19 protein-coding genes are annotated in these 20,228 nt (G+C 56.1%); 2 read left to right on the top strand and 17 right to left on the bottom strand.

Going from position 1 to position 20,228, the window contains the following annotated elements; genetic code table 11:
- Positions 1-131: 131 nt before the first annotated feature.
- From HOJ95_11115 to HOJ95_11035, 17 genes are all read right to left on the bottom strand, one after another.
- On the bottom strand, positions 132-1,619 hold the full coding sequence (locus tag HOJ95_11115; GenBank protein MBT6395249.1) for an NADH-quinone oxidoreductase subunit N: 1,488 nt from the start codon (positions 1,617-1,619) through the stop codon (positions 132-134).
- Positions 1,616-3,148, bottom strand: a complete 1,533-nt coding sequence (locus HOJ95_11110) for an NADH-quinone oxidoreductase subunit M (GenBank protein MBT6395248.1) — start codon at positions 3,146-3,148, stop codon at positions 1,616-1,618. Before HOJ95_11110 ends, HOJ95_11115 begins: the two co-directional genes overlap by 4 nt.
- 46 nt (positions 3,149-3,194) lie before the next feature.
- Positions 3,195-5,108: an NADH-quinone oxidoreductase subunit L gene (nuoL, locus tag HOJ95_11105; protein ID MBT6395247.1), complete on the bottom strand. Its 1,914-nt coding sequence runs from the start codon at positions 5,106-5,108 to the stop codon at positions 3,195-3,197.
- Positions 5,108-5,410: an NADH-quinone oxidoreductase subunit NuoK gene (gene nuoK / locus HOJ95_11100; GenBank protein ID MBT6395246.1), complete on the bottom strand. Its 303-nt coding sequence runs from the start codon at positions 5,408-5,410 to the stop codon at positions 5,108-5,110. Before nuoK ends, nuoL begins: the two co-directional genes overlap by 1 nt.
- Before the next feature lie 23 nt (positions 5,411-5,433).
- Positions 5,434-5,949 carry an NADH-quinone oxidoreductase subunit J gene (locus HOJ95_11095; protein MBT6395245.1) on the bottom strand — a complete coding sequence of 172 codons (516 nt, stop codon included), beginning with the start codon at positions 5,947-5,949 and terminating at the stop codon, positions 5,434-5,436.
- Between the two features lie 38 nt (positions 5,950-5,987).
- Positions 5,988-6,467 carry an NADH-quinone oxidoreductase subunit I gene (locus HOJ95_11090; GenBank protein ID MBT6395244.1) on the bottom strand — a complete coding sequence of 160 codons (480 nt, stop codon included), beginning with the start codon at positions 6,465-6,467 and terminating at the stop codon, positions 5,988-5,990.
- Positions 6,468-6,519: 52 nt separating this feature from the next.
- Entirely contained in the window at positions 6,520-7,503 is a 984-nt protein-coding gene (gene nuoH, locus HOJ95_11085) for an NADH-quinone oxidoreductase subunit NuoH (protein MBT6395243.1), read from the bottom strand.
- Complete coding sequence (gene nuoG / locus HOJ95_11080) at positions 7,503-10,088, bottom strand: NADH-quinone oxidoreductase subunit NuoG (protein MBT6395242.1); 2,586 nt, start codon at positions 10,086-10,088, stop codon at positions 7,503-7,505. Before nuoG ends, nuoH begins: the two co-directional genes overlap by 1 nt.
- Before the next feature lie 29 nt (positions 10,089-10,117).
- Positions 10,118-11,431 carry an NADH-quinone oxidoreductase subunit NuoF gene (gene nuoF / locus HOJ95_11075; protein MBT6395241.1) on the bottom strand — a complete coding sequence of 438 codons (1,314 nt, stop codon included), beginning with the start codon at positions 11,429-11,431 and terminating at the stop codon, positions 10,118-10,120.
- Positions 11,432-11,446: 15 nt separating this feature from the next.
- Positions 11,447-12,037, bottom strand: coding sequence for an NAD(P)H-dependent oxidoreductase subunit E (locus HOJ95_11070; GenBank protein MBT6395240.1), 591 nt, complete (start codon positions 12,035-12,037; stop codon positions 11,447-11,449).
- 28 nt (positions 12,038-12,065) lie between these two features.
- Positions 12,066-13,289 carry an NADH-quinone oxidoreductase subunit D gene (locus tag HOJ95_11065; GenBank protein ID MBT6395239.1) on the bottom strand — a complete coding sequence of 408 codons (1,224 nt, stop codon included), beginning with the start codon at positions 13,287-13,289 and terminating at the stop codon, positions 12,066-12,068.
- Positions 13,290-13,325: 36 nt separating this feature from the next.
- Positions 13,326-13,889, bottom strand: a complete 564-nt coding sequence (locus tag HOJ95_11060) for an NADH-quinone oxidoreductase subunit C (protein ID MBT6395238.1) — start codon at positions 13,887-13,889, stop codon at positions 13,326-13,328.
- Between the two features lie 107 nt (positions 13,890-13,996).
- Positions 13,997-14,494, bottom strand: a complete 498-nt coding sequence (locus tag HOJ95_11055) for an NADH-quinone oxidoreductase subunit B (protein ID MBT6395237.1) — start codon at positions 14,492-14,494, stop codon at positions 13,997-13,999.
- Positions 14,485-14,841 carry an NADH-quinone oxidoreductase subunit A gene (locus tag HOJ95_11050; GenBank protein MBT6395236.1) on the bottom strand — a complete coding sequence of 119 codons (357 nt, stop codon included), beginning with the start codon at positions 14,839-14,841 and terminating at the stop codon, positions 14,485-14,487. Before HOJ95_11050 ends, HOJ95_11055 begins: the two co-directional genes overlap by 10 nt.
- A 193-nt stretch (positions 14,842-15,034) precedes the next feature.
- Positions 15,035-15,682, bottom strand: a complete 648-nt coding sequence (locus tag HOJ95_11045; GenBank protein ID MBT6395235.1) for a hypothetical protein — start codon at positions 15,680-15,682, stop codon at positions 15,035-15,037.
- A gap of 11 nt (positions 15,683-15,693) precedes the next feature.
- Entirely contained in the window at positions 15,694-16,155 is a 462-nt protein-coding gene (gene msrA / locus HOJ95_11040; protein MBT6395234.1) for a peptide-methionine (S)-S-oxide reductase MsrA, read from the bottom strand.
- A gap of 130 nt (positions 16,156-16,285) precedes the next feature.
- Positions 16,286-17,158 carry an EamA family transporter gene (locus HOJ95_11035; GenBank protein ID MBT6395233.1) on the bottom strand — a complete coding sequence of 291 codons (873 nt, stop codon included), beginning with the start codon at positions 17,156-17,158 and terminating at the stop codon, positions 16,286-16,288.
- 216 nt (positions 17,159-17,374) lie between these two features.
- Between HOJ95_11035 and HOJ95_11030 the strand changes: the two genes are divergently transcribed.
- Complete coding sequence (locus HOJ95_11030) at positions 17,375-18,679, top strand: MFS transporter (protein MBT6395232.1); 1,305 nt, start codon at positions 17,375-17,377, stop codon at positions 18,677-18,679.
- Positions 18,676-19,965 carry an MFS transporter gene (locus tag HOJ95_11025; GenBank protein ID MBT6395231.1) on the top strand — a complete coding sequence of 430 codons (1,290 nt, stop codon included), beginning with the start codon at positions 18,676-18,678 and terminating at the stop codon, positions 19,963-19,965. The genes HOJ95_11030 and HOJ95_11025 overlap by 4 nt, the downstream gene beginning before the upstream one ends.
- Positions 19,966-20,228: the final 263 nt, after the last annotated feature.

Here is a 20,228-nt window from a genome sequence, read left to right as displayed (position 1 = left end):
AATATGCCAGAGGAGCGACAAATTGCCACCTCGTGGCCGAGCGGGGTCTAAATCCTTGTATACCCTTGTTACATGGGCAGCGACTATACCACGGGCATAGACCTTCGCCAAGTTAAATGGGGGAAAATAAACTAGTTAAAAAGAACGCCTGATCGGAGGGCAAAATCCATCACCGGGCCCGGGAAGAGACCCAAACCTAAAACCCCTGCAACCGCAATAAGCAAGGCGGCAAAAGCATACGCCCCTTGCCCGGCAAAAGCCGTACTCACCTGATTTTCCGCACCAGCGGGCTCTTGCATATACATCACCACAATGAGCCGCAAGTAATAATAGACCGAAATAACGCTATTGAGCACCGCCAGCACTACAAGCCAGACATAGCCTGCCTTAATGGCAGCGCTGAAAATATAGAATTTTGCGACAAATCCGCCCATGGGCGGCAATCCCGCCAGAGAAACCATGAATATCGCCATGATGGCGGCCAGAGCCGGGCGGGTATAGCCCATCCCGGCATAATCCTCGATAAGGGTACGCTCCCCCTCGTTTTCACCCGCAATGACCACAACGCAAAAAGCGCCGATATTCATAAATGCGTATACAAGCACATAATAAAGAAATCCTGCCGTAGCCATGGCGCCGCTGCCCTGCGCCGCCACCAGAGCAACCAGAATGTAGCCAGCGTGGGCAATGCTGGAGTAGGCCAACATTCGCTTAATATTCGTCTGCTGGATGGCGCCGACATTTCCCACAGTCATCGTAAGGGCCGCGATAACCCAGAGAACCACAAGAAAACTCGCCCCGGCATAGCCCGCTGCCATCAAAACAATCCGGAAAAACGCTGCGAAAGCCGCCGCCTTGGGGCCCACCGACATGAAAGCCACCGCCGCCGTGGGCGCACCCTCATAGACGTCAGGCGTCCACATGTTAAAGGGCACAGCCGCCACCTTAAAGCCCAGGCCAACCACGATAAGACCCAGGCCCAGCAAGAAAATAGGGCCTCTTGCGGCAGAATTGGTGTTCAAATGCTTGGCAATCTCGGCCAGGTCCACCGAGCCTGCCGCCCCATATATCATGGCCATTCCAAAGAGCAGAAAACCCGAGGCGAATGCCCCCAACAGGAAGTATTTCAGGGCCGCCTCGTTTCCCGCCGCCTGCGTCCTTAAGTAACCAGCCAACACATATAAAGACAGGGAAAGAATTTCGAGGCCAATGAAAATCATCAGCAGGTTTCGCGTCGATGCCATCAACATCATTCCAGATGTTGCGAACAGGATTAGCGCAAAGTATTCGCCCGCTGGCGGATCATCAAGGCTCTGCTGAGCGGCAGCGACCAATACGGATAAAAAACTCGCCAGCATGATCAGCACAAACACAAAACCCGTGAAGCGATCAAAAACGTACATCCCACCGAACGAGACGCTCCCTCCCGCCAGATCCGCCACGGACCCCAGCGTGATCCCAACTGCGCTCGCCAACACCATCAGAGTCAGGCCAACGAGAAAGGCTCGATCCCGCGAACGGAAAAATGTATCCCACATCAAAACCGCCACCGCACCGAGAACCACCACGAGGAGCGGGAGAAGATGAGGCCAATGAATTTGAGGAATAGTAGTCGTCATGGCCGCGTCACCTCCCCGGAGCTCGCCTTGGCAAGTCTGGGACGGGGGCTGACCGGCGACTGCACACGAAGCACGCGCCGGTTCACTTTGTTAAGCCACGCCTGGGCGGAAGGCTCTATCTTGCTCAGGATAGGCTTGGGATAAAGACCAAGGCCAAACATGAGAACCACAAGGGGCACCAGCACACACCATTCGCGCACCCCCAGGTCGCGTAGCGAAAGATTAATCTTCGAGGGCTCGCCTCCGAAAAGCACCCGCTGGAGCATCCACAACATGTACACCGCCGAGAGCACCACCCCCGATGTCGCCAACACACCGAACACCGGGTTGCGGCTGAATGCGCCAGCGAGAATCGTAAACTCGCCGACAAACCCGTTTAAGCCGGGAAGACCGATACTGCTCAGCGAGGCGATAACAAAAAACACGGAAAACACCGGCATCACCCGCGCGATGCCGCCAAAATCCTGAATCATCCGAGTGTGCCGACGGCTGTAGATCATCCCGACAAGGAGGAAGAGCGCCCCGGTGCTGATTCCGTGGTTCACCATCTGGAGAACACCGCCCGTTGCGCCGAGCAGGTTGAAGGAAAACAATCCCAGAACAACGAAACCCAAATGGCTCACCGATGAGTAGGCAACCAGTTTTTTCATGTCATCCTGCACCATGGCCACCAGCGCACCGTAGATAATCCCGATGACGGCCAGCACCATGAAGGCCGTAGCAAATTCGCGCGCCGCTGTCGGAAAAAGCGGCATGGCCAGCCGCATAAGACCATACGTGCCCATCTTTAAAAGCACCCCCGCCAGAATAACGCTTCCCGCCGTGGGCGCCTCGACGTGGGCATCGGGTAGCCATGTGTGGAACGGAAATAAGGGCACCTTGATCGCGAACGAGAGTGCGAAGGCGGCGAAAAGCCAACCCTGCAGAGCATGATGAACGGGCTGGCTCAGATGAACCATGATATCGAACGTCTTGGCCCCCGTTGCAAAGTAAAGCCACAGGATCGCCACCAACATGAGTACACTGCCTGCCATCGTGTACAAGAAAAATTTAACAGACGCGTATATTCGCCGGGGGCCGCCCCACACACCGATGAGCAAATACATCGGGATGAGCATCCCCTCCCAGAACACATAGAAAAGGAAAAAATCGAGGGACACGAATACACCAAGCATGCCGGTCTCAAGAAATAGCAGCGCCATTTGATAAAGGCGCACATGCTTCTCTACCTCTTTCCACGAAAACAAAAGCGCCAGCGGTGTGAGAAAGGTCGTTAAAAGAATCAGTGGAAGGCTGATGCCGTCGAGCCCCACGTGGTAGGAAATTCCGAACCGGGGTATCCACGACGCGCGCTCTAAAAACTGCATTCCGGCGAAATTTTCCTGGAAGCCTATATAAATAAGAACGGAAACCACGAAAGCGGCCAACGAGAACACCATCGAAAACATTCGCGCCCGCTCCCGGCCCGCCTCGTCCCCATCGCGCACGAAAAGGAGAAGCAACCCGCCTACCAGCGGGAGAAACACCATCAATGTAACCAACGGATACTCGCTCAAACTCTTCTCCCTCGTCCTGCTATTTCACGCCTGTCGTCAGATACAGCAAAATGGCAAACACGCCGACCAACATCATCACCGCGTAGCTCTTCACATAACCCGTCTGAAGTTTGCGGACCGCGTCCCCCACGAGGGTCACGAATCCACCCGCCCCGTTCACAGAGGCATCCACCATTCCGTCATCGAAATCACGCCAAAGGCGCAACGACACACGGCGAATGGGCTGAATGATCAGAGAATTGTAAATCTCATCGATGTAGTATTTATTGAACAGCAATCGATAGAGGCCCGGTAAACGTTCCACATAGCCAGCGCCGCCTTTTATATTGAGAACAAAAAGATTATAGGCCAGATAAATACCTAAACCCGCGATGGCGAGCGACACCACCATCATTGCTAACTCGAAGAGCACTTCGTGATGGGCCTCGCCTGCGCCGCCAAAAACAGGTGCGAGGAAACCGTCAAAAATATTCGCCCCCGAGATGATGGGAATTCCCACCCACCCACCGATGAACGATAGAACGGCGAGAACCTTGAGCGGCAGGGTCATGGTGGCCGGCGACTCATGGAGATTGCGCTGCTCTTCCATCGAGAGATTGCAGCGGCCGTAAAAAGTTTTAAACAGCAACCGGAACATATAAAAAGCGGTCAGCAGGGCACCAACCGCACCGGCCAGCCAGAAACCGAGCCCGCCGCGCTCTGAGGTCATCGCCGAGAAAAGGATAGCATCCTTGCTGAAAAAACCCGCCAGGGGGAATATCCCAGCGATGGCAAACGCCGCGATAGTGCAGGTCAGGCTCGTCGCAGGAAGCGCTGCACTCAGCCCACCCATCCGGTTCATGTCCTGCTCGCCATGGAGCGAGTGAATAACGCTGCCTGCGCCCATAAAGAGAAGCGCCTTGAAAAAGGCATGCGTCATCAGATGAAAAACTGCTGCCGAATATGCGCCTACACCAACGGCCATCACCATGTAGCCCAGCTGGCTCACCGTACTGTAGGCGAGCACGCGTTTGATATCGGTCTGCACGGTAGCGATTGTCGCCGCCAGGAGCAAAGTTGCCGCACCGATAATGGCAACAATGTTCGTCGCCACCGGCGCAAGGTCGAAAAGGAAATACAACCGCGCCATCATATAGACGCCCGCCGTAACCATGGTGGCGGCATGGATGAGCGCGCTGACCGGCGTTGGGCCCTCCATCGCATCGGGCAGCCAGACGAAAAGAGGAATCTGCGCGCTCTTGCCGGTCGCCCCCGCGAATAGAAGAAGGCAAATGACGGTTACGGCGCTGCCGCCCGCTGCCAACTTGGCAGGCGCGCTCTGGAGAATTTCCGCGAAATCGAGCGTTCCGAAAATACCGATGATCATGAACACCGCGATTAAGAAACAGAAATCGCCTATGCGGTTGACGATGAAAGCTTTCTTTCCCGCCTCAGAAGCTGCGGGCCGCTCGAACCAAAATCCGATCAACAGATAGCTGCAAAGCCCCACACCCTCCCAGCCGACGAACAACACCAGGAAGTTCGAGCCGAGCACGAGCGTGAGCATGAAAAACACAAACAGGTTGAGATATATGAAATAACGAACAACGCTCCGATCGCCGTGCATATAGCCTATCGAGTAAATATGAATCAGGGTGCCTACACCTGTGACAACCAGCGTCATGAGCGAGGAGAGCGGGTCGAGCATCAGGCCCGCATTAACCTTGAACTTCCCGATGGCAATCCATTCGAACAAATCGACACGCAGAATACGCTCGGCCGGGGGGAGGCCCAGAAGCTGGACAAATCCGGCCACCGAGGCCGCAAATGCCAGCACCATAACGGCGACGGCAACCCAGCCAGCGAACTTTTCTCCACGACGCCAGCCGAAAACAAGGTTCAATAGAACCCCAGCCACCGGAAGCAATAAAATGAGTGCAAGAATATTCATTATCAAAGCTTGAGCAAGTTTAGCTCATCCACATCGGTTGATTCACGGTTACGATAAATAAGAATTAAAATAGCGAGCCCGACTGCCGCCTCGGCAGCCGCCACACCCATCACAAAAAATACGATTAATTGTCCGTCCATCGAATCGAGAAACCTGGCGAACGTCACGAATGCAAGGTTCCCGGCATTTAACATCAACTCGATCGACATAACGACCACGATGGCATTCCGGCGCACCACGACGCCCACCACCCCAATGGAAAACAGGAGCGAACTAACAATCAGGTAATGCTCCAAAGGCGCCACGCTTTAAATCCCTTCCATTCGTCTCAACTGGTCCGGCGCTTGGCCAGAACCACCGCCCCAATAACACCCACAAACAACAACACACCCATCGCCTGCAACGGCAAAAGGTAGTCCGTCAAAAGAAGGCGTCCAATTATCTGGGTGTTTCCTAACTCGCTCACACGCTCGGCAGTGAAAGTTCCCCTCGCGCCCGAAAGAAGTTTGTCAGAGGAAAAAACTCTCACCAGCAAGGTGAAAATACCCACCCCGAGAATTGAGCCAACAAATTTTTGAACCGGCAAGCGCAGGGGGATACGCTCCTCGCGCCGCATATCGAGCAGCATCACCACAAAGAGGAAAAGCACCATGATCGCCCCGGCATAAACCACAACCTGGACCACAGCGATGAACTCGGCGTTTAGCGAAAGATACAGCCCGGCCAGACCGAGAAAAGCCGCAATGAGGCTAAGGACGCTGTAGAGTGGGTTGGGCAAAGCTACCACGCCTACCGCGCCCGCGATCGTCACAGCCGATGCGAAATAAAACAGGAGCAAACCCATTACCCTCGCTCCCCTTTGAGAAAACTCATGCCTACTCCTTAGACATAGGTAAGAAGCTTTCGCTCGTCGTAGCGCTTTTGAAGCTCAGGCACCTCATCGGGCCGCTTCACGAGCAAATCGCCTTTCCCGTAAATAAACTTTTCGCGCTCATCCGCACAAAACTCATATTCGTTACCGAGAACAACGGCCCCCACCGGGCAGGCCTCCTCGCAATAGCCACAGAAGATGCATCTGAGCTCGTTAATCTCGTACACCTTCGCGTACCGCTCGCCTTTAGACACCGGGCTCGCCGGATTGTTTTCCTCAGACTCAACGAAAATGCAGTCAACCGGGCAAGCCGCCGCACATAACTTGCAGCCCACACAACGCTCGGTACCATCCTCCCACAGCAGAAGTTTGTGCAATCCACGGTAGCGAGGCGGAAGCTCTTCCTTCACATCCGGGTACAACACCGTTTCCCGGTTTTTCAGCGAGTGCTTTATCGTCACCCACAGACCGCGAACAATTTCGCCTAACATGGCACCTCCTTAAACTGACACACATCGAGGGCACATAGTCCCTGCCTGCGCATCAGGAATCCATCAAAGCCATCACCGCCGCCGTCACCACAACATTCGCAATCGATAGCGGAAGCAGCACCTTCCAGCCAAACGCCATCAACTGATCGTAGCGAAGGCGCGGCGACGATGCCCTCAGCCACATAAAAAAGAACATGAACGCGATTATTTTGATCAAGAACCAGACCACCGGCGGCAAAATGGGACCCCGCCAGCCACCGAGGAAAAATGTTGCTCCAACGGCTGAGAGGGTAATCATGTTGCAGTACTCGGCCAGGAAATAGACCGCAAAATTCATGCTCGAATATTCCGTGTGAAAACCGCCCGTCAATTCGCTCTCGGCCTCGGACAAATCGAACGGCGCCCGGTTTGTCTCGGCAAACATGCAGATCACGAACAGAAGGAATCCCACCGGCTGAAGAAAGATATAGGGGAGGCCAGCCTGGCCCGCGACGATATCCTTGAGGCTGAGCGAGCCCGAAATCATCACCACCCCGAGCAGACTCATTCCAAGCGAGAGCTCGTAGCTGATGAGCTGCGCCGAGGCGCGAAGACCGCCAAGCAAAGGATATTTACTGTTCGAGGCCCATGCGCCGAGCACCACGCCGTACACACCAAGCCCGCTCAACGCGAATACATAAAGAATGCCGACGTTCACGTCGGAGATGATCATGTCGACTTTTAGGCCGAATAGCGTAACCGTGTCGCCGAATGGCACCACCGCAAAGGCGGCCATCGCCGGAATAAGCGTGATGGCTGGCGCGAGGAAGTAGACGAACTTATCGGCCTGGCTCGGGATCACCGTCTCCTTGAACATCAGCTTAATTCCGTCGGCGATGGGCTGGAGGAGCCCGGCGGGCCCAACCCGGTTCGGTCCATATCGGACCTGGACCAGCGCAAATACGCGTCGCTCCATCCAGGTCATATAGGCCGCGAGCAAGAGCAGCGACACGAACGCGACCGCAATTTTGATGATGACAATAAGAAGTTCGGCCATTACGCCCTCACCGCCTCCGCAATCGAGACCTGAATAACAGTGCCCGCTCCCTCATCGCCGCCAAGGTTGAGCACCGCACCCTCGAGCGCGGCCAAATACCCTTCGGGCGCCTGCGCGACGCCAACCGGAATGGTGGGGTCCACCTGCACTGGCAGAGCAACGCTTTTCCCGCCAACTTCGAAACTAACCGCCGCGCCGTCGCTAACACCCAATCTTTCTGCATCGGTGGGCGAAATACGCAGGGCCGCCTCAGGCATACCTGAGAGATGATCCGCCGATGCGATTAGCGAACCTGAGAGCCAAAGCGCAGGGGCCAGAATCATCTGGAGCCCCGCAGGCGGTGGGTTCGTCGGCTCATGCGCCACCGGCTGTGAATTGCCTTTGCGCTCGCGGCTCAAAAGGACACCCGCCTCGGGCGCTTTTCCAAAGGCCGGGGCATATTCTTCGGCAAGCAGGCGAATCTGAGCTTGAATACCTGCCAGGTCATTCGCTTTTAAGGGGTGCTCAAGCAGCCGGGCGATTTCACTTAACACCCGCCAGGCCTCCTTGCTCCCTGAGCCCTGCGGTTTAACGGCTCGCCTGAGGCGCTGAGCGCGCCGCTCGATGTTCGTTACGGTGCCCTCTTCTTCATAAAGAGTTAGTGCCGGGAGAACCACATCGGCGTATTCCACACTTGCGCCCCGGTGCGAGGCGTGGACAACAACAAATTCGGCTCCCTCAAGCGCCCGGCGGGCCAGCGCCCCCTCAGAGTGCTCGGCCACGGGATCACATTCAAGTAAATATAGCCCGCGAATTTTTTTCTCGGCCGCGCCAGCGAGAATGTCGTCTGCGCCCTGGCCACCTGTCCCCAGTGCCTCCCCGCCCCAAACTTCTGCGCAAGCACTTTGCGCTGAGGCCTCATCCACTGACCGAGAGCCCGGCAAAAGCGCCGGGTGAAGACCCATGTCGAGCGCCCCCTGGAGATTCGCCGCACCCGAGGCAAATAGAATTTCCGCATCAAGCATCAGAGCAATATTCACGGCCTCGGTAATCGCCGCCTCATCTTTGAGCCCCGGTCCCACCACCACGCATACCCCGCCCTCATCCGGGCGAAGCGCCCCAGCGGCGTCAGCCAGATCGGTTGTATCGAGCGCCGACTCGCGGCAAAGCGCATCAACGTCGAGCCCGGCCAATCCGCCTCTGGCGGCATCCGCGCCACCACCCTTGGGCGAGGCACCGGCATCAAGAAGCAACCGGGCCAAAGCAGAAAGCGCTCGCGCCTCCTCGCCCGGTATCGGGGTCAAATGATGGATTCGCCCCAGAACACGCAGATCGATTCTCCGCGGATGGACACTGACGATGCTCCCCCCCGCGCTGTGCGCGGCGCGCGCCCTGAGAGCCAGCACCGGATGCTCCTCAAAAGGGTCGCTGCCAATGAGCAATATCGATTTAGCGCTGGCAAGACCCGTCAGCGAGCCATGCCCGCCCACCGCACCGAGCCCGGCACGCTGCGCTTCTGTCTGGCGCATGTCCCTCGGGTTAATTCGACAATCGATATTGGCACTTTCAAGAACCGTTCTGAACAGCGCCCCAAACTGAAAGGCTGTCTCGTTCGTTGATCGTCCGCCGCCTAGACCAGCGAGTGCCGCCCCGCCGCTCTCGGTTCGAATCGCCGAAAAACGCCGGGCGATGAGACCTTGCGCCTCCTCCCAACTCGCGGGGCGAAGCTCACCGTTTTCTCTAATCATCGGGCTCTTGATCCGGCTCTCGTTCTGGACGCCGCTCCAGCCCCAGCGGCCTACGTCGCAAATCCAGGTATCGTTCACCTCCGGGTTATCGCCAGCGGTGACCCGCTTGAGCTCCCCTTCCCGGTTCCAGACCTTCTGCTGGCAACCCACACTGCATAATGTGCAGGGCCCCTCGACTTCTTTCATCTCCCAGACGCGGGCCGTGAAGCGGTACTTGTTGTCGGTGAGCGCCCCTACCGGGCAGATATCTATTACGTTGCCCGAAACGATGCTCGTCAGTGGAAGGTCCGCGAACACACCGACCTCGGTTCGGTCGCCCCTGTTGGCCCAGCCGAACTCACTGCCGCCATCGATTTCCGAAGTGAAGCGAATGCAGCGCGTGCAATGCACACACCGGTTCATCTCGGGTTTGATGAAGGGGCTGATTTCATTTTTGGGATAGATACGTCGAAGCTCGTGTGTCCGGCTGACCGCCTTGGCGTAGCCCAGGGTTTGATCCTGAAGCGGGCACTCGCCGCCTTGATCGCACACAGGACAATCGAGCGGGTGATTCTTGAGCAAAAACTCGAAAACACTTTCTTGTGCCTCTTTCACCCGCGCGTTCGCAGTCTCGACCACCATGCCCTCGGCCGCCGGCATAGCGCACGAAGGCTGAAGCTTAGGAATCGGCTTGCCGTTCCCGGCGTCCACGACCTCGACCAGGCAGGCACGGCACTGACCCACTACCGAGAGATTCTTGTGGTAGCAAAAATGCGGTATGTGCAGCCCCTCGCGCAAAGCGGCGCCGAGGACGCTCTCGCCCTTGCGTGCGGCAACCTCTTTCCCGTTTAGGGTGAACTTAAATTCTGTATCAGGCATCGCTTTCGCCTCTAAGCCCTACACCGCGATCAGGCGGGGTAGGGACTCCCATGCGGGCATCGCCCGCCTTCGATGTGCGCCTCGAACTCACTTTTAAATTTCTTCACGAACGCGCCAAACATCATCGCGCAGGCGTCCGAAAGAACACAGATGGTGTTGCCCCGCATACTGGTATCAATAGAGCCAAGCGTAGACATATCGTCCGGAACGCCCTTGCCCGCCTCGATGCGCGAGAGGATACCGGCCACCCAGCCCGTACCCTCACGGCAGACCGAACACTGGCCGCAAGATTCATGCTCATAGAAAAGCGCCAGCCGTTGCGCGGCCTGAACCATGCAGGTTGTCTCATCCATGACGATCACCCCGCCGCTGCCACCCATGCTTCCAGCCTTGGCCAGCGCATCGAAATCCATCCGAATTTTATCTTCGAGAATTTCCTTGGCGGTTAGGACCGGCGCGCTCGCGCCACCGGGAATCACGGCCTTGAGCGCCTTGCCATCACGCATCCCGCCGCAGTGCTCAAAAATGACTTCCTCAAGCGTTAAACCGAGCGGCAACTCGTAAAGCCCTGGTTTCTCGACATGGCCCGAGACGCAATACATCCGGGTGCCGGTGTTTCTCTCATCGATGCCGATTCCGGCGAACCACTCGGCTCCCTTATTAATAATGTGGGGAAGATTCGAGAGCGTCTCGACGTTGTTCACCACGGTGGGGCGCCCGTAGACACCCACGATGGCCGGGAATGGCGGCTTGAGCCGCGGATGCCCGCGTTTACCCTCAAGCGATTCGATCAGCCCCGTTTCCTCTCCGCATATGTAGGCCCCGGCGCCCATGTGGGTGTAGATGTCGCAGGAAAAACCGCTGCCCAAAATATTTTCGCCGACATAGCCGCGCTCGTAGGCCTCGGCAAGCGCCTTATCGACAGCGCGACCGGGGGCGGCAAATTCTCCCCGGATATAGATGTAGGCCTTCTCAATGCCCACGGCATAGCAGGCAATAATAATGCCCTCGATCAGCTGGTGCGGATCGCGAAGCATGAGTTCCCTGTCTTTAAAGGTGCCCGGCTCGCCCTCATCGCCGTTGACAGTGAGGTACTTGGGCCCTTCCACGTCGGGAATGAAACTCCACTTTAGACCGCAGGGGAATCCCGCGCCGCCGCGCCCGCGCAGGCCCGAGGCTTTAACGATATCAGTAACATCCTTGGGATCGGTCTTGCCGAGAATTTTCCGGATAGCCTCGTAGCCACCCGAGGTTTCGTACCCCTCGATGCTCGGCGCCTCGGAATTGCCAAAGCGCGCCGAAACAATCTTCTCCTCGACCAGAGCGTCCAAACGCTGATTCATCTTTGCAGCCTTTCCCTAATCTTCAATTTTCGCGACCTCGGCGCCCGCCCTCGGCGGCGCCACCTCATCGGCCCCGACGGGAGCAACGTACTCGCCCTTCTCAAGCGCCGAGACGATTTCCTCAATCATCTCGGGAGTTGCACGCTCAAAATAATCCTCGTTAATCTGAACACAAGGCGCGCCGCCACATGCACCCAGGCACTCCACCTTCTCGATTGAAAACTTTCCGTCCTCGCGTCTCTCGCCTGCTTTAATGCCCAGCCGCGCCTCGATGGCCTTCAACAGAGCGCCCGAGCCCATCAGCGTGCACGAAAGGTTATTGCACAACTGAAAATGAAACTCGCCCAGGGGATGGGTCTTGAACATGCTGTAAAAAGTCACCACACCCCAGACTTCCATCGACGAGATTTCGAATATCTCTGCCAGATGCTGCATCACGGCACTTGAGATAAAACCATTTTGCTTTTGCCCAAGCTTGAGCGCTGGCAGCAGCGCCGAGCGTTTGACCGGATATTTTGTGATTATTCGATCAAGCTCGGCACGAACCTCGGGCTCGAACTCGAACTTTTCCTCTTTCGGGGAATGCGGAAATCTGTCTACCGACAATTTATCTCTCCCGAAACACCAACCGCGCCTAGCGGTCGATTTCTCCCAAAACGATATCTACGCTTCCCAGCGCGGCCACTACATCGCCGAACATTCCGCCCTTAACCATTTCTGCCATCGAAAAAAGATTCGAAAAACTCGGAGCGCGCACCTTCACCTTGTAAGGGCTCGGGCTGCCGTCGCTGATGATGTAGTAGCCCAGCTCGCCGCGCGGCGACTCGATGGCCTGATATACCTCGCCCGCCGGGACCTGATAGCCCTCGGTGAAAATCTTGAAATGGTGAATAAGCGCTTCCATGTCATGCCCAAGCTGCTCTTTGGGCGGCGGCACAACCTTGGGATCGTCCGCCATGAGCGATCCTTCGGGCATACCCTCTAGCGCCTGAACAGCGATATTTTGCGACTCACGAAGCTCTGCCATGCGCACAAGATAGCGGTCATAGATATCGCCAGACTCGCCAAGGGGCACATTGAAATTCATTTTATCGTAGACGAGATAGGGCTCTTTCTTGCGAATGTCGTAGTCTATCCCGCAGGCACGAAGCAGCGGCCCCGTCACGCCCAGGGCGATGGCCTTGTCCGCCGATATCGCACCGACTCCTCGCGTGCGGCCTCGGAAAATTGGATTGTCCGTAAGAAGCTCTTCGTAGTCGTCCACCTTTGATGGAAAATCGTCGAAAAATTTTCGGCAATCATCGTAAAATTCCGGGTAGGGCTCTCTCGATACTCCCCCGACGCGGAAATAGCTTGTCATCATCCGCACGCCCGCGACCTTCTCAAAAATCTTAATAATCGCCTCGCGCTCCCTGAAGCAATAAAGAAAAACCGTCATCGCCCCGAGGTCGAGTGCGTGGGTGCCCAGCCAGACGAGATGGCTCTGTATCCGCGTCATCTCGGCCAGGAGCACCCTCAAATACTGACAGCGCGGGGGAATTTCCATGCCAAGGAGTTTTTCGACCGCAAGGACGTAGCCCAGGTTGTTCGACATGGGGGCGAGATAATCCATCCGGTCGGTCATGGGGAGGGCCTTGTTATAGGTCCGCTCCTCCATGGACTTCTCAATACCCGTATGGAGATAACCGATAACCGGCCGGCAACCCTTAACCGTTTCACCCTCAAGGTCGAGCACCATGCGCAGCACACCATGGGTGCTGGGATGCTGCGGCCCCATGTTGAGGGTCATAGTCTCGGTGCGTATGGGACCGAGCAGATCGTCGTCTTGCCAATCGGCCCGTTCGACCTCGGTGCTCATCACTATCTCCTGCAGGAGTGCGCGCCCGACGGGCGGCTACTCCACTGCCTTCGGTTTACCCTCGGGAGTGCTTCTGAACGAAAACGCCACGGGCTCTGCCGAGATGTCAAAATCTTTTCTGTGGGGATACCCCTCGAAACCCTCTGGCGTGAGTATTCGCTCAAGATTCTCGTTTCCCTCAAAGTCGATACCGACTAGATCAAAAGCCTCGCACTCATGGGGCGCAGCGGTGGGCCACACCCCAGCCACGCTCGGCAGACTCGGCGCCAGATCATCCCCGCAGGGAACCTCAAGGCGTATCCGCTTGGCGCGATCCAAATCGAGAAGGGAGTAGGTCACCTTGAACCGATAGGATACCGGCAGCTCCAGACAATCCACCCCGGCGAGAAAGCTCAGCATCTTGAAACCCCGCGAATCCCGGAGAAAGCTAGCCGCCGCCACTAGAGAGGCAGGGGCAATCTCCACGGCGAGCTGGCCTCGGTGAAGCCTAACCGACAACACATCAGCGCCCAGCTTGTCCCTCAAGGCCCGTACGTCCTCGTCGAGTTCCTCTGGCTTTTCTTCCTCGGCCGCCGGAGCCTCCCCGGTCTCATCCACCATGATTCGAACTTCTCCTTCGGGGCCAAAGCGGCCCGCCCAAGCTTGTGAAAAATGGTACAAGCCTCAGCCCAAAAAAAACTTTCCGTGCGGTCAGTGAAATCCCGCAATTAGGCGGAAAGCGTTTTGCTTCGATCCTCGTATAGGGCCCCGGCTTCGATCTTCTTTTGGAGCTTGAGAATGCCATCAATCAGCGTTTCAGGGCGCGGCGGGCAACCGGGCACGTAAATATCCACCGGGACCACCTCGTCCACGCCCTGGACTAAAGCATAATTATTGAAAACCCCTCCGGTCGAGGCGCAGGCGCCCATCGAAATCACCCACTTGGGCTCGGGCATCTGGTCATAGATCTGGCGAAGAACGGGCGCCATCTTCCGGGAGACCCGGCCCGCAACTATCATCAGATCCGCCTGTCTTGGCGAGGCGCGAAACACCTCGGCGCCAAAACGCGCTATGTCGTATTTGCTCGCCGAGGCCGACATCATCTCGATGGCACAACAGGCAAGGCCGAACAGCGCGGGCCAGAGACTATTTTTTCGCGCCCACTTAATTACGTCGGTGGCGCGACCAAGAACAACCTGGCCTTCAAGTTTTTCTTCTAGTCCCATTCGAGGGCTCCTCGCTTCCATTCATAAATCAGGCTGGCCACCAAGAGGAGCATGAACGGCAGTATGGCGACAAAGGCGTAGCTAGGCATTTCGCGGAACACCACCGCCCAGGGAAACAGGAATATCGTCTCAACATCGAATACGATGAAAAGCATGGCCACCAAGAAAAACTTAACCGAAAAACGCCCCCGGGCGCTTGTCTCGGGGACAATTCCGCACTCATAGGCCATGTTTTTTTCGGAGGTGGGCCGCTGTTTGCCCAAAAAGAAGGAAACACCCAGACTAACGGCGGAAAATCCAGCCGCAAGGGCAAGAAGAATCAAAATTGGTATATAAGCCTCAGGCACAACCAGACCTCAGTGAGATCGAACTCTCTTTATTAATAAACCGGCTCTAATGCCACTCTCAACGGCCTTACTTTAATCACGACTTCCAGAGGTGTCAACAAATCAAAGCCTTAAAAACCCATATATTACAGGGATCCGGAGAAGAAAAAGACCAAAAACTCTTAATTTCCTGATTTTAAAGGAAATATCCGGCCTAAATTTTTTTTCGCTTGCCCGCCAGCGCCGATTCGAGCATTTCAATATAGCGAGCCGTGCTCTTTGAGTAGGGTATTATTTTGAGAGTTTGCTTGAAGGCATCGAGCGCCCCCTCGAAATTATCGAGGCCAAGGTAGTTCATTCCCATTCCCGAGGCGGCGCCAAAATGATGCGGATTAAGCGCAAGCACTTTTAGGCAATCGGCAATGGAGTCATGGAAGCGCTTGGCCATATAGAGAGCCGTCGCCCGCTTGTTCCAACCCTCGGCATAGGCTGGCTTCAAGCGGATCATTTCAGAGAAAACAGCGACCGCCTTGTCAGGTTGATCCGAGTTCATCAAGGCGACCCCGCGCTTCATCATTATATCTATGTCCGGGTCCCCCGAGCGCATCCAAATTTTCCACAGCCCGGCATACGCCGCATCGCGAACCACCTCGTCACGGTCCTTGAGTCGCCCCGCGAGCAAAGGGGCATGCTTCATCTCACCCAATTGGCCAAGGGTCAAAGCCGCTTCATAACGCTCAGAGGCATGCTCACTTTTCAAGCGCTTAAGCGTTCCGCTTGGCGGCTCCGCCGAGGCAACAAGCGGCCCCGCGAGGAAAACGACGAGCAACGCAGCCCCTAAAACATTACCAACATATCGCATGGGAGCTCCTTCTAATGAACAATCCCCTGCTTCTCAAAATACTGCTGATGATATTCCTCGGCCCGCCAGAAAACCGAGGCCGGCGTAATTTCGGTGACAACCGGGTTATCCAGCCGCCCAGAAGCATCGAGCACCTTCGCCGAGGCTTTTGCGGCGGCCTCCTGGTCGGTGCTGTGATAGTAAATTGCCGATCTGTACTGGGTACCCATATCAGGACCCTGGCGGTTCATTGTCGTCGGATCATGAATCTGCCAAAGAACATCCAGAAGCGTCTCATAAGAAACGGCTGCCGGGTCGAACTCAATCTCGACGACCTCGGCATGCCCGGTGCCGCCAGTGCACACTTCTTTATATGTCGGGTTCTCATTGTGGCCACCAGAATAACCGACAGCCGTCGATGCAACTCCGGGTACCTTGCGGAAGGCCGCCTCTACTCCCCAGAAACATCCTGCGCCAAACATCGCTTTTTCCATTTCCTTTTTTTACACTCCCTGCCCCATGAGAGGCATATAAATTCGAGCAAAAATTCATCCTTTAACAAGGATAGATCAACCCTGCCGCCGGGGGATAGCTAATAATTCCGCTCTGAAATTTAGGAGCGATTCATCCGACAAAAAGAACGAGAACAACAACGCCAACGAGAATTACCGCCGCGCCAGTCACGATTTCGCGGAACCCCTCGCGCTCTCCGAATAAAACATATCCCATCGCCAGCGCAAAAAGGATTTCAGTTTGCTTGAGCGCCTCAACATAAGAGGAGAGCTGCACCCGGTAGGCCTCCCCTTGCGTGAGGTTGGTCATCACGGCGAAAAGACCGAGCGATACAAAACTCTTCCATAGCCTGGGAATTTGTGCGAAATGATGCGACGAGTTCCACAGTGCTATCGGCAAGACGCAAAGCGTCGCAGCAACATAAGATCCAAAGGTTGCGAAGGGAACGTCCGAGGCGAGGATCGCCCATTTGAAAGTGACCACCGAGGGCGCGTACATGATGGCCGAGAGAAGCGCATAGCGCTGCCCCCGATCACGAACCAACACTCGAAACGGCTCCCAAAGCGATATTTTTGCGCGTGATATGTTGAGTAAATACACCCCGGCGATTGTGATGCCGATACCGGCGAGACCTATCGCCGTGGGCGCCTCGCCAAGCGTGAAAAACGACACCAGCACCAGCCAGATGAGCGAGGTGCGCCAGATAGGCACCACCATTGAGATATTGCCGTGGAGGAGCGCCTTCGACAAAAGAAGCGTCGCCGTCGTCTGGCTAAAACCAAACAGGATGCACGCCCAGTAGAAATCTGGCCGAATCTCCGGCACGCCGTTCCACAAAACCGCCACCCCTGCGAAGGGAAGCAGAAAGAAGAAACGCCCGAATACGTTGATATACTCATCGAGCTCGTGGCCAAGCCGTTTCATCACGGCATTGCGCGAGGCCTGAAACAGCGCCGCCACAACAGACAGACTTATCCAGTACATTTGCGAATCACTCCCATCCAAAAACCACCGCGTCTTCCTGACACCCACCGGGGGCCTGTGCTATCTTCCGTGCGGCAAGTATCTCATATGGTTTATTGCATTCACATTCCCCATGGGCGCTGGCAATCTGTCCCGTAAAACAAAGGCTCGCCATGATTCGAAACTCAGCCTCTGCGCCCGGCAACCTTGGATTCAACACCACGGAACAAATACCTAATGAGTAACCAGGCCCAGCCACAATCCGGCGAGGCGAGCCGCTTTGCCCTCTGGTACGGATGGATAATCCTCTTCGTCGTGTTCATCGTTCTGTGCTCTTTAATCGGGACGCGCACCTCATTCGGCGTTTTCTTCAAAACGCTCTCGACCGAATTTGGCTGGAACCGCGCACAGACCTCGGGCGCCTTTTCAGTGGGAATGGTTGGTTTCGCGATAAGTGCGCCATTCGTGGGCTTGATGCTCGACAGGTGGAGCATCCGCTGGACGATGTCGCTCGGGGTGCTCCTCTTTGGCCTGGGAATGTTCATGGGCTATTTCGTGAACGCCCTCTGGCAACTTTACTTGATGAACTTTCTTCTTTCGCTCGGATTTGGTGCGGCGACCCATGTGCCCCAGGTGCAGGTTCTGTCGAACTGGTTTGTCCGAAAGCGCGGACTGGCCTTCGGGCTCTCGTACTCGGCACAAGGCCTCGCCTTCGCGACCAGCGTGATTATCGCATCGCTAATTGCCTGGCTAGGCTGGCGGGAGACCTATCTGGTTTTCTCGGGGCTTACCCTGTTTGTAACGTTGCCACTCGTTGTCATCTTCATCCGGGATTTTCCTTCGGATAAAGGGACAGTAGCCGATGCACCATTTCTTAATTCAGAGGAAATCGCTAGCGCGCGGGCCAAAGCCTCGTTAATCAAAAATGCCAAGCCCACCATATCGAGATTTCCGAGCGAACAGGTTTTCTCCCTCAGATTTGCCCTTCTTTATGGAATTTTTGGTGCCAGCGGCTTCAGCTTTACCGCCATCGTCGTCCACCTTGTCCCGCTGGTGACGGACAGCGGCTTCTCGCCATCCGGCGGAGCCGCGCTATTCACCACGTTCGGGCTCTCGGTTTGCACCGGCAACCTTTCGAGCGGCATTTCGGATCGCATCGGAAGAACGCTCACCTACATGATTGGCACAATTATGGTCGCAGTGGCCTGCCTTTTGCTCGCCTCGCTCCTCGGCGGAGGAGCTTACCAGCTAATCACCGGAACCATTTTCGCTGGAATCGGCATCGGCATGGCGCGACCCACGATCGCCGCTCTATTGGCCGATCATTTCGGCGGCCCAAACTTTGGCCGCGTGAACGGAACAATGATGATGCTCTTCGCGTTTTCTGGCGCGCTGGGGCCCATTACCCTCGGATATCTTTTTGACCTGACGGGCCGCTATCGAGAAGGGGCGATTCTTCTTTCGACAATATTTTTGTGTAGTTGTTTTTCTGCGGCGACGCTTGAGAAATTAAAACGCCCCGGGGCGGAGGACGCTAAATGAGCCGTTCTATCGAAGAGCGCCTCAAACCCCGTATTTGGTACGGCTGGGTGATACTCGCCGTCATGTTCACGGTCATGGCCATCCTGATCGGGGCGCGCAATTCGCTGGGCTTTTTCTTCAAGGAAATGTCGGCTGAATTCGGCTGGAACCGCGCACAAATTGCCGCCGCCTATTCGATTGGCATGATTTTCCAGGGTCTCACCTCACCCATTTCCGGGTGGCTGAGCGACCGCTGGAGCATGCGCTGGACAATCTCGGCGGGGATTTTCATCGGCGGCTCCTCTTTTCTAATCGGCTTTACCATCCACAGCCTCTGGCAACTCTATGCCATGTACGCCTTGCTTTCGGTGGGCTTTGCGCTGGCCACCTTCATTCCCCAGGTCTACATCCTCTCGAACTGGTTTAATAAGCGGCGCGGCCTGGCGATGGGCATCTCCACCTCCTCACAGGGCCTCGCCCCCATGCTTAACCTGGCGATGCCGCCTCTGATCGCCATGATCGGCTGGCGAATGAGCTACATCGCCCTGGCCATCTTCATCATCCTGTTCGCCTGCCCGCTCGCGGCACTGTTTTTAAGAAACAGCCCCGAGGAAAAAGACACGGTGCCGGACGCGCCTTTTTTAGACTTCGAGGAGCGGATGTCCATCGCCGCTCAGCGAACGATTCCCCTCCCGATGGAAGCTCCCGCACCACCAAGCCTTATGAGCCGAATTTTGACACTTCGCTTTTTGCTGCTCGGCGGGGTCTACGCCTCTTTGGCATATATTTTTACTGGAACGGCGGTCCATCTTGTTCCCCATGCGACGGACCAGGGCTTCACGCTCTCCGGGGCGAGCATCATTTTCCTCATCTGGGGGTTCTGCATCATGGCGGGGAATTTCGCGAGCGCCATTTCTGATCGAATCGGTCGCACGCCCACCCACCTAATCGGCACCGCCTTGGGAATAGCGGCGATGTTCACACTTGCCCTGTTCGGGCCAGGCGCAAATCCCTTGCAGTTCCATTTTGGCGCGGCGCTGTCGGGCCTCTCCATAGGGCTGCTTCGCCCGACTATCTCGACCATGACCGCTGACCATTTCGAGGGGCCAGGTTTTGGCAAACTGAACGGGGCGATCATGGTGGTCTTCAGCGTTTTCGGGGCGCTGGGCGCATGGGCAACCGGTGCGCTCTATGATGCCTCGGGTGGCTACCTGGAAGCGTTTTTTCTGATGGTCGCTATTTTTGTGGCTGGCTACCTTCTCGCCGTAGCGCTCGGGCGAATGAAGAAACCCGAAGCAGAATCCTAAAAAATTTAACCGGCGGGGAAGCTCTCGCCGCCCCGCCGCAGTAGGGCCCTTGGATCGCCAGTTCGAAAATTGTAGTGCCGAACCCCGCCGAAAAACTCCCGCTATCTAAAGTGTGATTTGGGTCACTTTTTTTTGTAACCAAAATCACTTTACTCGATTTTGATCCTAGATAAAGAGGAGAAGAATTCCCATATTAAGAATATCTAATACGGGCCATCGATATCATTAAATAATAACATCCTTCAAGCCCGGCGAATCTCTTA

It is taken from the genome of Nitrospinaceae bacterium (genome assembly GCA_018669005.1).
Lineage (GTDB): Bacteria > UBA8248 > UBA8248 > UBA8248 > UBA8248 > UBA8248.
This window is presented reverse-complemented; position numbering and strand designations above follow the sequence as displayed.

Bases quoted from the DNA above. Each gene is read 5' to 3' on its own strand.
- HOJ95_11115 (MBT6395249.1), bottom strand. From the start codon at position 1,619: ATGACGACTACTATTCCTCAAATTCATTGGCCTCATCTTCTCCCGCTC.
- HOJ95_11110 (MBT6395248.1), bottom strand. From the start codon at position 3,148: ATGGTGTTTCTCCCGCTGGTAGGCGGGTTGCTTCTCCTTTTCGTGCGC.
- HOJ95_11095 (MBT6395245.1), bottom strand. From the start codon at position 5,949: ATGGGTTTGCTCCTGTTTTATTTCGCATCGGCTGTGACGATCGCGGGC.
- HOJ95_11090 (MBT6395244.1), bottom strand. From the start codon at position 6,467: ATGTTAGGCGAAATTGTTCGCGGTCTGTGGGTGACGATAAAGCACTCG.
- nuoH (MBT6395243.1), bottom strand. From the start codon at position 7,503: ATGGCCGAACTTCTTATTGTCATCATCAAAATTGCGGTCGCGTTCGTG.
- nuoG (MBT6395242.1), bottom strand. From the start codon at position 10,088: ATGCCTGATACAGAATTTAAGTTCACCCTAAACGGGAAAGAGGTTGCC.
- nuoF (MBT6395241.1), bottom strand. From the start codon at position 11,431: ATGAATCAGCGTTTGGACGCTCTGGTCGAGGAGAAGATTGTTTCGGCG.
- HOJ95_11065 (MBT6395239.1), bottom strand. From the start codon at position 13,289: ATGAGCACCGAGGTCGAACGGGCCGATTGGCAAGACGACGATCTGCTC.
- HOJ95_11060 (MBT6395238.1), bottom strand. From the start codon at position 13,889: ATGGTGGATGAGACCGGGGAGGCTCCGGCGGCCGAGGAAGAAAAGCCA.
- HOJ95_11055 (MBT6395237.1), bottom strand. From the start codon at position 14,494: ATGGGACTAGAAGAAAAACTTGAAGGCCAGGTTGTTCTTGGTCGCGCC.
- HOJ95_11045 (MBT6395235.1), bottom strand. From the start codon at position 15,682: ATGCGATATGTTGGTAATGTTTTAGGGGCTGCGTTGCTCGTCGTTTTC.
- msrA (MBT6395234.1), bottom strand. From the start codon at position 16,155: ATGGAAAAAGCGATGTTTGGCGCAGGATGTTTCTGGGGAGTAGAGGCG.
- HOJ95_11035 (MBT6395233.1), bottom strand. From the start codon at position 17,158: ATGTACTGGATAAGTCTGTCTGTTGTGGCGGCGCTGTTTCAGGCCTCG.
- HOJ95_11030 (MBT6395232.1), top strand. From the start codon at position 17,375: ATGAGTAACCAGGCCCAGCCACAATCCGGCGAGGCGAGCCGCTTTGCC.
- HOJ95_11025 (MBT6395231.1), top strand. From the start codon at position 18,676: ATGAGCCGTTCTATCGAAGAGCGCCTCAAACCCCGTATTTGGTACGGC.